The following is an 11,935-nucleotide window of genomic DNA, read 5'->3' as shown; positions in this document are numbered from 1 at the left end:
AATTTGTTAGAAATTATGTCCCAGCCTCATTTATTTATGATTCGTATTCTTATTTTGAGGGCTGGGAGAGAATAATTGTTGCTTTGTACTGTACTTTTTATTAAAAAGCTTCATAGTTAATCATCCTTTTTAAAATTGTTTTGTTCTTAAGTATTCAGATAAACGTTGAACAAATTTATCTGATACGTGATTTTCGATTAAATCAACCTCTTGGTTGACTTCAGAAGAGTTGATATTTAATACTTTTATGAAAAACGCTTTAATAATCTCATGATTGTTAGTCATTTCTATCGTATAAGTTAATCCTTTCTTAGTTAACATAACACCACGATAATGTTCACTTTTGACAAAACCTGCTTCGGTTAATCGATCTAACATTTGGCTAATTGAAGGGGGCGCTGCTCCTAACTTTTTAGATAACATTTTATTAGACACTAGCTCAATGTCTCCACCTAATTGGAAGATAATTTTCAAATATTTCTTTTGCGCATCAGTAATCATGATCCCACCTACAATTTTGATTTTTAAAGCAGAAATAGCTAGCCAAACTTCAAATTTTCGTTTGACTAAATAATATATTTAGGATAACCTAAATAATATATTTAGGATAACCTAAACATATTATTTACGCAAGTGAAGAAAGAAGGGAATAGCGTGTTAGATGTACAAAACTTGTCAGTGGTTTATGATAATCAAACCCGAGCTTTACAAGATGTTTCTTTACAAATGATAGAAGGACAAATTGTTGGGATTATTGGCCCAAATGGGGCAGGTAAATCAACTTTGATTAAAGCAATGATTAATTTAATACCACACAAAGGACAAACATTTTTTAAAAGTAAGCCTATACATAAGCAACTTAAAAATCTTTCATACGTCGAACAAAAAAGTAATATCGATACAACGTTTCCTATGAAAGTTTTAGATTGTGTCATTTTAGGTATATACCCTCGGTTAAAACCGTGGCAGTTACCTGGGAAAAAAGAAAAAGCAATGGCAACAGAAGCCCTTAACAAAGTGGATATGTCGGAATATAAAGATCGACAAATAGGGGAGCTATCAGGAGGACAATTTCAACGAGTGTTAATTGCTAGAACGTTAGTTCAGAAAACAGATTTGATATTACTTGATGAACCTTTTGTTGGCATCGATATTACAAGTGAAAATATCATTGTTGATTTATTAAAAGAACTAGCTGAATCTGGAAAAACAATTTTAATTGTTCATCATGACTTATCCAAAGTCAGTAAATATTTCGATAGCCTTATTCTTTTAAATAAACATTTAATCGATTTTGGTTCTGTTGAAAATGTGTTTACGGGAGATAACTTAGCACAAGCCTTTGGCACAAATATTTTGATCCCTTCTGAAAGTGGGGATAAAAATGATTAGTCAATTTATACATGAGTTATTTCAGTTTAGTTTTCTTCAAAGAGCACTTGTAACTTCTGTTGTCATCGGAATCATCTGTGGCGTTATTGGTTGTTTCATCGTATTAAGAAGTTTGGCGCTAATGGGAGATGCTATCTCACATGCAGTTCTACCGGGTGTAGCTATTTCTTATATGATGGGCATTAATTTTTTCTACGGTGCGGTAGTCTTTGGGATTATGGCAGCTTTAGGAATCGGTTTCGTTAACCAAAACAGTAAAATCAAAAGCGATTCATCTATAGGTATTGTTTTTTCTGCCTTTCTAGCTTTAGGGGTTTTACTTGTTACGAAAGCGCAATCGTCCATAGATTTAACGGAAATTTTATTTGGTAATGTACTGACAGTTAAAGAACAGGATCGAACATTAACATTTATTGTCGCTGCGATTGTCTTAATTATTGTAGTGATCTTTTATAAAGAATTTTTACTATCAACGTTTGATCCAACCATGGCTGCAGCTTCAGGTTTACCAACAAAATTCATCCATTACACAATCATGGTGTTATTAACGTTAGTAACTGTTGCCTCATTACAAACCGTCGGTGTTATTTTAGTTGTTTCTTTATTGATTACGCCAGCTTCGACAGCTTATTTACTGACTAAAAGACTATCAACCATGATTCTTTTATCAGCGTTGATAGGTGCTATTTCATCTATTATTGGGTTGTTCTTTAGTTTTACATTTAACTTACCTTCAGGTGTGGTTATTGTATTAGTTATTACAGCTATATTTATTATCACATTCTTCTTAGCACCTAGAAATGGGCTATTGTGGAGAATGATTAAACATTAACTTAGGAGGATTTTTATAATGAAAAAAGTGATATTATTTTTATTCACCATTACACTTTCTGTTGTTTTAGCAGCTTGTAGTAATGGAGATAAAGACGGTGATTCAGATAAAGAATTAGAATCAGTAGATAAAGATAAAATCAAAGTGGTCACAAGTTTTTCTATGATTGATGATATGGTTAAAGAAATTGGCGGAGAGCACGTTGAAGTTAAAAATTTAGTGCCTACAGGCACTGACCCGCATGACTACGATCCTAAACCAGATGACATTAAACATATCTCGAGTGCCGATTTGGTTTTCTATAATGGATTGAATTTAGAAGGTGGCAGTAAAGGTTGGTTATTTAAAGCTTTAGAGTCTTCTGATTTTTCAAAAGAAAATGCGATAAAAACATCAGAAGGTGTTAAACCTAAATACATTAAAGATGAAGATGGCAAAAAAGAAGTGAACCCTCATGCATTTATTGATCCGAAAGTAGGAGAAAAAATGATTAAAAATATCACGAAATCTTTATCTGAAAGAAATCCAAAAAACAAAGATTATTATAAAGAAAATGAAAAAGCATATTTAAAAAAATTACATAACATCGAAGATGATTATGAAAAACAATTAGGCGATATTCCTAAGAAAGATCGTGTTTTTGTAGCGAGTGAACAAGCTTTCCAATATTTAACAGACCGTTATGACCTAAAAGAAGGTTATATTTGGGCGATAGACACGGACGAGAATGGATCTCCAGAACAAATCAAAGATTTAGTAAAATTTATTGATAAAAATGAGCCATCTCACTTATTTGTAGAATCAAACGTAGATAAGCGTCCAATGGAAACCGTATCTAAAGAAAGTGGCGTATCAATTTACAAGAAACCAATTTACTCTGATGAAATTAGTAAAGAAGGTGGCGTAGCTGATACTTATCTTAAATATTTAGAGTATAATTTAGATGTTTTAACTGATGGATTGGAAAAATAACAATGAAACTAAAAGTGAGCGTTATTGTCTATATAGATAATAACGCTCACTTTTTTACTTATCTTTTGGAAGAGATGTTTCGTCTTCATATCTTATTAAAGGGAAAAATATGAAGAAGTTTGAAATTATCATTTTTACAGTTTAATAAAGTTTAGAATTTTAAATTAAAAGAAGCAGGTTATTGTATAACATATTATCATTTCCTAATGTGTTATACAATCACTTTTTACTCATTTTATTAATTATTTTGTTCTTTCATTTTTAATTCGATATACGGTCTGTCTTGTAATATCTACTTCTTTAGCAATTTTACTAATAGAAATTCCTTGATCTAACATTTCTACAACACGTTGATAAACTAAACGTTTCTGTGGGTCTTTCGCGTTTGGTGAGTAAAGGACAGGTCTGCCTTTATAGATACCTTTTTCTTTCGCTACCTTAATTCCCTGTGCTTGCCTACGCTTACTTTCATTTCTTTCTTGTTCTGAAATCATTGCTAAAATTTGAATGATTAAATCTTTCATGAACTTATCTAATAATGGGTTACCAATTGCTTCATTCATCATAGGCAAGCTTGTAATCATTAATTGAACTTCTTTTTCTTTTAAATAGTTCACCGTTTGAATAATCTCGTCATAATTTCTTCCTAGACGGTCAATCGATTCAACGATTAAACGATCTCCCATTCTTACAAAGTTCAATGTTTCTATAAAAATAGGTCTATCTTCAATCGATTTACCTGATTGTTTTTCTGTGAATATTTTTTCAGCACCAAATGCTTCTAAATTTTCAATCTGTCTATCTAAATTCTGATCAATGGTTGATACTCGTGCATAACCAACTATCATTTTCAACACCCTTTCTCATACACCCTAATCATACATTTAGAAACTGTATTTTACAAGGGCTCCTAATTGTTCAATTAGGGTAGACTTATAATTAACATTTTTTGTATTATCTTTTCACTAAATATAAATAAAAAAGAGCAGAAAGGATAAATATAATCATGAATATTGAACTAGCTAATAAAGCTCCTGTTGCTTGCTCGTTATAAAGTCCTTTTATTATATATAGTATAGCTGTAAAAGAAAAAGTGATGATCATTACAGCAAAGAAAAAGATTGTTAGAAATCCTATAATACTCTCTATTTTATTTCATCCTCCTATATAGATACTAATTTTGCATTTCTCTACTAACCAGTGTTATAATCTAGATAACGAAAATGATTAACAATTAATGCACCAATCCCCACACTACTGCAATAGTGTGGGGATTTTTTCGATGCTGGCTTATAAAGTCGCCTATTAACTATTTGTTGCGTTTACTAAGCCAATAAGTATAATACGCAACAGCACAGCCACTGATGACTGGTGCTATGATGTGAACGAAAATGATTAGCAAAGTAATGCACCTCCTCTCTGCGTCTAAATTGACGCCTGAGAGATAGGCGACTTATATATTATATCATCTACGAATATTCGATGATAGATAACTTCCGATAAGTCATTTTATGAATAAATAACTATCAAAACAAGAAGAAACTCGTTTTCAACTAGTTTAAAACACGCAAAATAGCAAATTCAAATTTAACTAAAAGGAGAATGAAATGAACAAAATCGATTGGTCTAGAAATTTTGAATGGTTTGTAAATATCGGAGGTACAATATCCTCCATACTAGTAATAATTTACATGATTATATTAATTAAATATATATTGTTCGACAAAACAACAACATTAAAAGTTAATGTTTATGCAACTTTAACTGAACATTATCACGAAGCACTAACTAAAACTCCTGAAGAAATAAAGAACTATTTTCAAAATAAATTTCCAATAGGTAAAACGGAAATAATACCAAATGAATTTATAGCCGAAAAAAAAAGAAAGATTATGGCAGAAATAATACTAACTAACCCAAACAAGCTAGCAGTTGTAATTGGCTCAGATGAACACGATATAAAAATACTTAATATTTATAATCGCGAAGGTAATAAGATTGAACATATAAACGTTAATAAAAGAAAAGATATGCCTACCAAAAATCAAACAGAAATAGAAAAAGGTCAATTAAAATTAAATAAAGGTGATTATATAGCAATATTAACTCAAGAATTCGGAGAAAATGGTGAACAAGAAATAGAAATAGAAGTAGATGGACATAAAAAAACTATATCGTTATCTCCTCTTCATATGAATCCCAATCCGACTAATTACATAGAAGTAAAAAATAATATTAAAAGTTATATAATAAAATATTTAAAAAAATGATCAAATGCTCATCATAATTGTTTAAAGATAAATGAATCATACAAAACATATGGTCCCTGAATCATATTATTAAAAGTAATTGTCACAGGAATGATTTCTTTTATTTTCACGTATTTATTTTTTTTCGTAAGGGCATGATTATATGAAATATCCACTTCAAACTCTATTACAGAATTTGTTTTTTTAAAATCCATTCGATATGAATACATAGCTCCTAACAGTAAGGCTGAAAAAATACCAGGTAATTCTATTTCAAATGAATTTCCACCTTCTAAAATAGATTGTTGAACGTTCGTAGTTTCTGGCATACCAAAAACTTTATCCCAAGTGTAAAAAATATTACCAGATTTATCAGTTTCACAATAAAAATTATTGTCTTTCTCTTCTAATGCTTTATCCAACAAATAATAAAAAGTTTCATTTTTTAAGACATTCACAGACACAGATAAATCAATAATTTTAGCATCAGTATTATTAAAAAACTTAAGTAAAACATTATAATCTTTCAACTTCTCATAACCTTCAATTTCAAAATCGATTCCAATATAATCTGTTGTTTGCTTTTTTTGAGCTTCCAATAAAAGTTGAGGTCTTAATAGTTTATTATCTTTAGTTTTTTGATAGATTCTAGAACGTATAGAAGAGATAAGAGAAACAATAGCAATTATTATAGAAATTACAGACAAACATATCGAAAACAAATTTTTTATCGCTCCTTTTTTCTTTCAAAATAATATATCGATTTATTCTAATTGCTTATTGATGTTGAAGCTTGGATCTATAACAATATCAAAACTCTTCGAATGGTCGCCTTAATAGCTCACGCTATGCCGACATTTGTTTCAATCAATTTGATAAGTTAAAATTCCATATATCATCATGAATTACAATGTTATCTTTAAGCAACGCCAATATACCAGATTTGTTTAAGTTTCTTATTACTAAAGAATGAACTTTGTATCATTTCAACGGCCTACTATCTTCTCATTTGATTATTCCTCTCCTGTTTCTTCTTCTTTTTATTATGATTAATATTGTTTTGTTTTTCAGTTTCGTTCGCATAATACATAAGGAAGTCACTGGCATTTATCGTAGGTAAATGAATATGATTAGATTGTCCATATTCGTGTTCAAGATGATTGTCATTATCATTTCTATCCACTTGATTAATATGTTTTTCGATAACTTCTTCTTGATCGACATTGTTATATTTTTCAAGTTTGATAAGTAATTGAACTTTCTCATTAGGTGTTTGGTCTTTGACTTTTTCAAAGTTTTTATCGCCTATATCTATTCTTAAATCATTATCAATATGTTCTTTATAACTATCAATTTCTTTTTCTTTTTCCTTAATAAATTGCAATTCAACATTATATTCAAAGCTATCTTTTTCTAAGTGTTTAAGATGTCTTTCACTAAAGAAAATATCCTTACTCGCTTTTTTATAAGTATCTTCTAGAAATACATCCGAAGGAATATGGTTACTTTGTTTAAATAGATATCGCACATGAGATGCTTTTATAATATTACCTTTTTGTGCCTCATCAACAATAAATGCTTTCTCATCATGACTAAAACGATAATGAGATTTAGGATACATTTGCTGAACAATTAGATTATTTTTTTCACTTTCAGTTAGATAAACATCTTTAGCTGATTGATAAATCTTTTTACGTTTTTCTTCTCTATTTTCTAACTTATTCTTTTCATTGAGTAACGCTTTATAGTTAGTTTCAACAGTATTGACAAACTCTTGTTGGTTATATCCTTTGCTTTCAATTTCTTTTCTAAACTGATAATTTTCATCATAATTTTTAGCATAGAATTTTAATTGACGTCTCTTAATTTCATTTTTGAGTAAATCATTTTGAATTTTACGACCAAAGGTAGACGCACTATCAAACGTATTTTTAATGGTTTCCTTAGCCTCTGAATAGCCAACTTCACGTTGATATCTATCAAATAAAATAGAATAATTTTGTTCATTTTTACTTACTTGATCGTTAGCATTTTGAATAAATAATCTGATTTCATTTTGTGCTTGTTTTTTCTCTTTATCACTAAATATTTGTGATACTTCGCCACGATTATATCTTCTAATTTGATCATTTTTCTGTCCGTAATAAGTAACGGGTTTGTACTCGATACCCTCTTTTTCACAGCGTCTTTTTTCGTTTTGTTCTAGTCGATATTCTTCTCTTGTTAGTGGAATTTCGGCAATTTTATCTAAACCTTGCGCTTCAAAAGAACGACTATCATATCTTCTTAAACTTTGTTCACGTTCTGAATATTGATTTAATTTTAATTCCCAATGCTTACGAACTTCTTTGAAATCAAAATCAGCAAAACGTTCTTGCTTTCTAACTTTATTACCATTTTTATTTAAAATCGCATGACCGTTTTCATCATATCGTGTTCTCGTTTTTGTCTTTTTTCCCCAAGTACCGTCTGAATTAAAAGGTCTTTGAGTCAATAAAACATGAGCGTGTGGATTGTTCATATCATCTCTATGAATTGAAATATCAGCCACCATTCCTTTGTCTACAAACTCACTTTTTATAAAATCTTTTGTTAATTCTGTTTGTACTTCTCTATCAAAATCATTAGGCAAACTTAACAAGACTTCTTTTGCTAATCTAGGATTTTTCGTTTTCGCATTATTCTTTTCAACTTTGTCAACTTCATTCCATAAATGCTCTCTATCTTTAGTCCATTCGGGTGCATGTTGAGGGGTTAAAATCATGCTTTCAGGCTTAACAATATGATTTCTAAACTTAATTTTTTCATCTGTACGTTCGCTATATAATGCTTTATCAGAACGATAAGACGCTGACGCAACGATATTTTTTGTTGCTCGATTAATATTTGTCACTCTTAACATAAAGTAACCTTTATTCATGATTTTACCTCCTCTCTTTTCTGTTTTTTTACCCCTGTGGGAACTATAATGATCAACCATTATGGTTGCCCATTTTTATGCCAATTTTCAATTTGCATGTAAATGGGCAGTGTCTTATGAACTGGTTACATTATACCATGAATGTGCGACTTACCCAATGAATTATGATATGCTTTATATAGATAAACTAAGGGAGTTTTTTAATGTCTAAAATCAAACAAACAGATATTACGAAATTAAGTCAACTAGAGCAACAAATTGAACAACTGAAAGCGCAAAAGAAAAAACAAGAAGCACAACTATCTCATAAAATTGGTGGTTATTTTTTAAACGAACTTGATTTAAATAGGATTAACTCTAGTGATGAATTGTATAAAATCATGGATAAAGTCATTGAAGAATTTAATAAAAATATCGAACAAAATGGCAGTAACAGGAACAATGAAAATTTAAAAGAAAACGAAATTAATCAGAATAGTAAGTGATACGATGAATGATTTTAAAAATCTCAAAAAAACAAATGCTGAAATTGAAAAAGCAGAATTAAGAAAACATAGATTAAAAAATTTAGATAGAAAAGAAAGAGCCCATAGACTGATTCGAAAAGGCGCAATGCTTGAAAAGTATTTTGAATGTGAGCATTTAAGTCCTGATGAAACAGAAGAATTGTTAAAGATGTATTCCAATTATATTAATATGAATAAACCAAATAAATTTAAAAAGAAGTAGTTAATCACGTCAACAAATCTTGGTATTCCACTTGAAAAAGATAGTAACAAGTTATTGAAAATAGTATTCAAAATGTTGGTTTTTATAATGCTATAAAATATAAGAAACAGAATCAAAAAAAATGTTAGTAGTAGTCACAATAAATAATAATCGTTTATAAAAAAATGGGACTAAAACTTTTCAGTTTTAGTCCCCTCTACTTACTTAATTAGATTTCATATTTAATTTATTAATTGCTATGAAAATAAAGGTGGGCTATTAAGTTAAATTATTGATTAAATAAAGAAGTGATTGGTAAATTATCACGTCGTTTATTAAGCGTATGCACTTCTGCGAATTCAGATTTAAGAGATTTCATGAGATACCCTTGCATTGCTTCAACGGTTTCGTTTTTTTGAATAAGCATGGCTTTAAAGCGTTTAAGAACATGCAGTATTTCTATTTCCATGTCTTCTAATAAGTAATATGTATCAATGGAATTGTTGAAAGATGTTTTGGCTTTTAATAATACAGATTTAATAAGTTTAATTTCATCTACAGAAAAGTTACTTAAATAATTTTGAATACTTTGCGGTAGTTCTTCTAGTAATTGGAACTTTAAAGCGTCATCATTAAATTTTGAATAGTAGTGATTTGAATGATTTGTGTGATTACTAGAATAAGTTAATTTCTTATCATTCAAATCATCCGTATCATTATTCTCAGTCTTAATATAATCAGTATCATTATAATCAGTATCATTAGTGTATTTTTTTGATATATCATGATGTATCATTTTGATATTTCCTGATGTATCATTATCATATTTCTGGATGTATGAATTTGATACATCCCTAGAATACTGCTGTTCTACGTCATTTTCTTGTTGTGTAATACAATATACATCAGCTTTTGTTACTTCAGGTTTTTTTAGATATAGTTTATTTGGTTTATTTAATCCCACTCTGATTTGACTAAACAAATCAGCTCGAGTTAATTCTTTTTTTATTTTAGATAATTTGTTTGGGCTACTAATATTTAGGATTTGTTTTAACTTTTCGTTAGTATATATAAAGAATATATCTCCGTTTTCATCTATCCAATTATTTTTTATAGATAAATCTAAACGATCTCTTAATATTGACCAAGTAATTTTTGCATCATTAGACAATTTAGTATATTTAGGATTTGTAAAAAATACTTTAGGCAATCGATAGAATTTTTCTTTTTGGATTTCTTTAATATTAAAATTAGACATACAAAAACCTCTTTCATATTTAAATTTTTAAAAGAGGTAATAAAAAGTCATAAGTAAGTATATATGTATTAGACTTGCGCTAATAATTCTTAATATATATAATATGAATACAACAACTATACAAAAACAACTTTTTTATTACCATTGAGGCCTAACTATTCCCGTAGTTGGGCTTCTTTCTATTTATAATAACATTTTTCAAATCTTTGTTACATTTTATATATATATTTAATGTATATATCTTGTAAGAATAATAAAAGGCTATATATTGTTTTTATATAGTGATATGGGATTTTATATAAAGAAAGCTATTGTAGCACGTATAAAAGGTATATAATAAGTATATAAAGATAATAAATCGTATTCGTATAATTATATGTATACCTTTTATGAATAAGTATAAAAATATTGATATATTAAGTATAATAACTATATAACGCATAATAAATACCGTATATAGTTATACGGAGGCTATTATATGAAAAGTATGAAGAAAATTGCGGACGAACTAAATGTGACAAAAATGACAGTTTATAATAATGCTAAAAAAGCAAATGTGAAATTTCAGAAAATTGATAACGTAAATTACTTATCTAGTGAAGATGAGATTGTAGTAGTAAATAGAATAAAAAAAAATCAAAAAAAGAGCACTGACGCTGAAAGTAAAATAAATGAAAAAAATTCTGAAAATAATGATCCTGTAAAAGATGAAACAATAAAACAGTTATATATTCAACTAGACATATATAAGGAACAGGCAAGTAGAGATAAAGAACAAATAAATACACTTAATAGGCTTCTAGAAAATCAGCAAGTCTTAGCATTAGAAAGTAATAAAAAGATTCAAAAACTAGAAAGCCAATTAGAAGAAGAAAGACAGCTTAATTATTCTTTTGATACAGTCACGAATAATAGACAGAATATTAATCCACAAGAAGCAACTTTTACTGAAGAGTCTCAAAATATCAACCAACATCAAAAGAAAAGCCAACCAACAAAAGTAAATCATAAGAATATAACCAAAGAGAAAAAGAATGACAGTACAAGCGAAGATGAATTTACAAAAGGGGATAAGTTCGTTGAAGAAATGAAGAGTGATCCTGATGATAATAGGGAGGTAGAACCACCTAAAAAGGGATTTTGGAGTCGATTCTTCGGTAATTAAAAATGAATGTAAAAGGTGTATCAAGGGGGTTATAAATCTTTGATACACCTTTTATAGTGATGGAACTTCTGATAATCATCGATTATGTTAATTCTAAACTCCAATAATTACTCAATATGCTAAAAATTAAAAATTAAAATGATTTAATTTAGCGTCTATTACGTGATTAAACATATTGCATCACTATATCTAATAAAATATATTTCTTAACTTGACCTTAGGGAAGCCTAACATTATAATTAGGGTATGTTAATTATTTAACATATATAATCTTTACTGTATTGAAAAACTTTGGATGAGTTACTTTGATACAGTTCTCCTAATTAATAACATTTTGTCTGAGAATTATCTCAAACATTCCCTTTGCACATTTTGAATACGTTAAAGTTTGTTATTAAAAATGAGTTCGGGACATAAAGTATCTGGATAAGTGAAAAAA

General features: G+C 28.8%; 13 protein-coding genes. 7 read left to right on the top strand and 6 right to left on the bottom strand.

What is annotated here, in order from left to right:
* Positions 1-129: 129 nt before the first annotated feature.
* Positions 130-501 (bottom strand): metal-dependent transcriptional regulator, encoded by a 372-nt coding sequence (locus tag HMPREF3046_RS04005; RefSeq protein ID WP_002497484.1) that lies wholly within the window; start codon positions 499-501, stop codon positions 130-132.
* Positions 502-654: 153 nt separating this feature from the next.
* Between HMPREF3046_RS04005 and HMPREF3046_RS04000 the strand changes: the two genes are divergently transcribed.
* Genes HMPREF3046_RS04000 through HMPREF3046_RS03990 form a run of 3 tightly spaced genes read left to right on the top strand, consistent with a single transcriptional unit; the run spans position 655 to position 3,196 of the window.
* Positions 655-1,392 carry a metal ABC transporter ATP-binding protein gene (locus HMPREF3046_RS04000; RefSeq protein WP_002497485.1) on the top strand — a complete coding sequence of 246 codons (738 nt, stop codon included), beginning with the start codon at positions 655-657 and terminating at the stop codon, positions 1,390-1,392.
* On the top strand, positions 1,385-2,224 hold the full coding sequence (locus HMPREF3046_RS03995; protein ID WP_002497486.1) for a metal ABC transporter permease: 840 nt from the start codon (positions 1,385-1,387) through the stop codon (positions 2,222-2,224). Before HMPREF3046_RS04000 ends, HMPREF3046_RS03995 begins: the two co-directional genes overlap by 8 nt.
* A gap of 18 nt (positions 2,225-2,242) precedes the next feature.
* Complete coding sequence (locus tag HMPREF3046_RS03990) at positions 2,243-3,196, top strand: metal ABC transporter substrate-binding protein (protein WP_002497487.1); 954 nt, start codon at positions 2,243-2,245, stop codon at positions 3,194-3,196.
* Between the two features lie 242 nt (positions 3,197-3,438).
* Here HMPREF3046_RS03990 and HMPREF3046_RS03985 read toward each other — a convergent pair whose 3' ends face one another.
* A complete protein-coding gene (locus tag HMPREF3046_RS03985; RefSeq protein WP_002497488.1) occupies positions 3,439-4,044 on the bottom strand; it encodes a recombinase family protein in 606 nt (201 codons plus the stop codon).
* Between the two features lie 461 nt (positions 4,045-4,505).
* A complete protein-coding gene (locus HMPREF3046_RS11195) occupies positions 4,506-4,598 on the bottom strand; it encodes a type I toxin-antitoxin system Fst family toxin (RefSeq protein WP_001791613.1) in 93 nt (30 codons plus the stop codon).
* A gap of 205 nt (positions 4,599-4,803) precedes the next feature.
* Between HMPREF3046_RS11195 and HMPREF3046_RS11490 the strand changes: the two genes are divergently transcribed.
* A complete protein-coding gene (locus HMPREF3046_RS11490; RefSeq protein WP_225973519.1) occupies positions 4,804-5,466 on the top strand; it encodes a hypothetical protein in 663 nt (220 codons plus the stop codon).
* 11 nt (positions 5,467-5,477) lie between these two features.
* Here the strand turns inward: HMPREF3046_RS11490 and HMPREF3046_RS03970 are convergent, their stop codons facing one another.
* Both HMPREF3046_RS03970 and HMPREF3046_RS03965 read right to left on the bottom strand, forming a co-directional pair.
* Entirely contained in the window at positions 5,478-6,152 is a 675-nt protein-coding gene (locus HMPREF3046_RS03970; protein WP_225973520.1) for a hypothetical protein, read from the bottom strand.
* A gap of 290 nt (positions 6,153-6,442) precedes the next feature.
* Positions 6,443-8,365 (bottom strand): MobA/MobL family protein, encoded by a 1,923-nt coding sequence (locus HMPREF3046_RS03965; protein ID WP_057504645.1) that lies wholly within the window; start codon positions 8,363-8,365, stop codon positions 6,443-6,445.
* A gap of 203 nt (positions 8,366-8,568) precedes the next feature.
* Between HMPREF3046_RS03965 and HMPREF3046_RS03960 the strand changes: the two genes are divergently transcribed.
* Together HMPREF3046_RS03960 and HMPREF3046_RS03955 are read left to right on the top strand one after the other, a co-directional pair.
* A complete protein-coding gene (locus tag HMPREF3046_RS03960) occupies positions 8,569-8,850 on the top strand; it encodes a hypothetical protein (RefSeq protein ID WP_057504646.1) in 282 nt (93 codons plus the stop codon).
* Between the two features lie 4 nt (positions 8,851-8,854).
* Complete coding sequence (locus tag HMPREF3046_RS03955) at positions 8,855-9,094, top strand: DUF3847 domain-containing protein (protein ID WP_070518972.1); 240 nt, start codon at positions 8,855-8,857, stop codon at positions 9,092-9,094.
* A gap of 268 nt (positions 9,095-9,362) precedes the next feature.
* Here the strand turns inward: HMPREF3046_RS03955 and HMPREF3046_RS03950 are convergent, their stop codons facing one another.
* Positions 9,363-10,331, bottom strand: a complete 969-nt coding sequence (locus HMPREF3046_RS03950) for a replication initiator protein A (protein WP_070663172.1) — start codon at positions 10,329-10,331, stop codon at positions 9,363-9,365.
* A gap of 478 nt (positions 10,332-10,809) precedes the next feature.
* Between HMPREF3046_RS03950 and HMPREF3046_RS03945 the strand changes: the two genes are divergently transcribed.
* Positions 10,810-11,496 (top strand): DUF536 domain-containing protein, encoded by a 687-nt coding sequence (locus HMPREF3046_RS03945; protein ID WP_070518960.1) that lies wholly within the window; start codon positions 10,810-10,812, stop codon positions 11,494-11,496.
* The last annotated feature ends 439 nt before the right edge of the window (positions 11,497-11,935 follow it).

Source organism: Staphylococcus sp. HMSC070D05 (assembly GCF_001815595.1).
Lineage (GTDB): Bacteria > Bacillota > Bacilli > Staphylococcales > Staphylococcaceae > Staphylococcus > Staphylococcus hominis.
Note: the sequence above shows the minus strand (reverse complement) of the source record. Positions and strands in the feature narration are given on the sequence as shown.

Excerpts from the sequence above, each read along its gene's own strand:
- HMPREF3046_RS04005 (WP_002497484.1), bottom strand. The coding sequence starts at position 501 with ATGATTACTGATGCGCAAAAGAAATATTTGAAAATTATCTTCCAATTA.
- HMPREF3046_RS03995 (WP_002497486.1), top strand. The coding sequence starts at position 1,385 with ATGATTAGTCAATTTATACATGAGTTATTTCAGTTTAGTTTTCTTCAA.
- HMPREF3046_RS03990 (WP_002497487.1), top strand. The coding sequence starts at position 2,243 with ATGAAAAAAGTGATATTATTTTTATTCACCATTACACTTTCTGTTGTT.
- HMPREF3046_RS03985 (WP_002497488.1), bottom strand. The coding sequence starts at position 4,044 with ATGATAGTTGGTTATGCACGAGTATCAACCATTGATCAGAATTTAGAT.
- HMPREF3046_RS11490 (WP_225973519.1), top strand. The coding sequence starts at position 4,804 with ATGAACAAAATCGATTGGTCTAGAAATTTTGAATGGTTTGTAAATATC.
- HMPREF3046_RS03965 (WP_057504645.1), bottom strand. The coding sequence starts at position 8,365 with ATGAATAAAGGTTACTTTATGTTAAGAGTGACAAATATTAATCGAGCA.
- HMPREF3046_RS03960 (WP_057504646.1), top strand. The coding sequence starts at position 8,569 with ATGTCTAAAATCAAACAAACAGATATTACGAAATTAAGTCAACTAGAG.
- HMPREF3046_RS03955 (WP_070518972.1), top strand. The coding sequence starts at position 8,855 with ATGAATGATTTTAAAAATCTCAAAAAAACAAATGCTGAAATTGAAAAA.
- HMPREF3046_RS03950 (WP_070663172.1), bottom strand. The coding sequence starts at position 10,331 with ATGTCTAATTTTAATATTAAAGAAATCCAAAAAGAAAAATTCTATCGA.
- HMPREF3046_RS03945 (WP_070518960.1), top strand. The coding sequence starts at position 10,810 with ATGAAAAGTATGAAGAAAATTGCGGACGAACTAAATGTGACAAAAATG.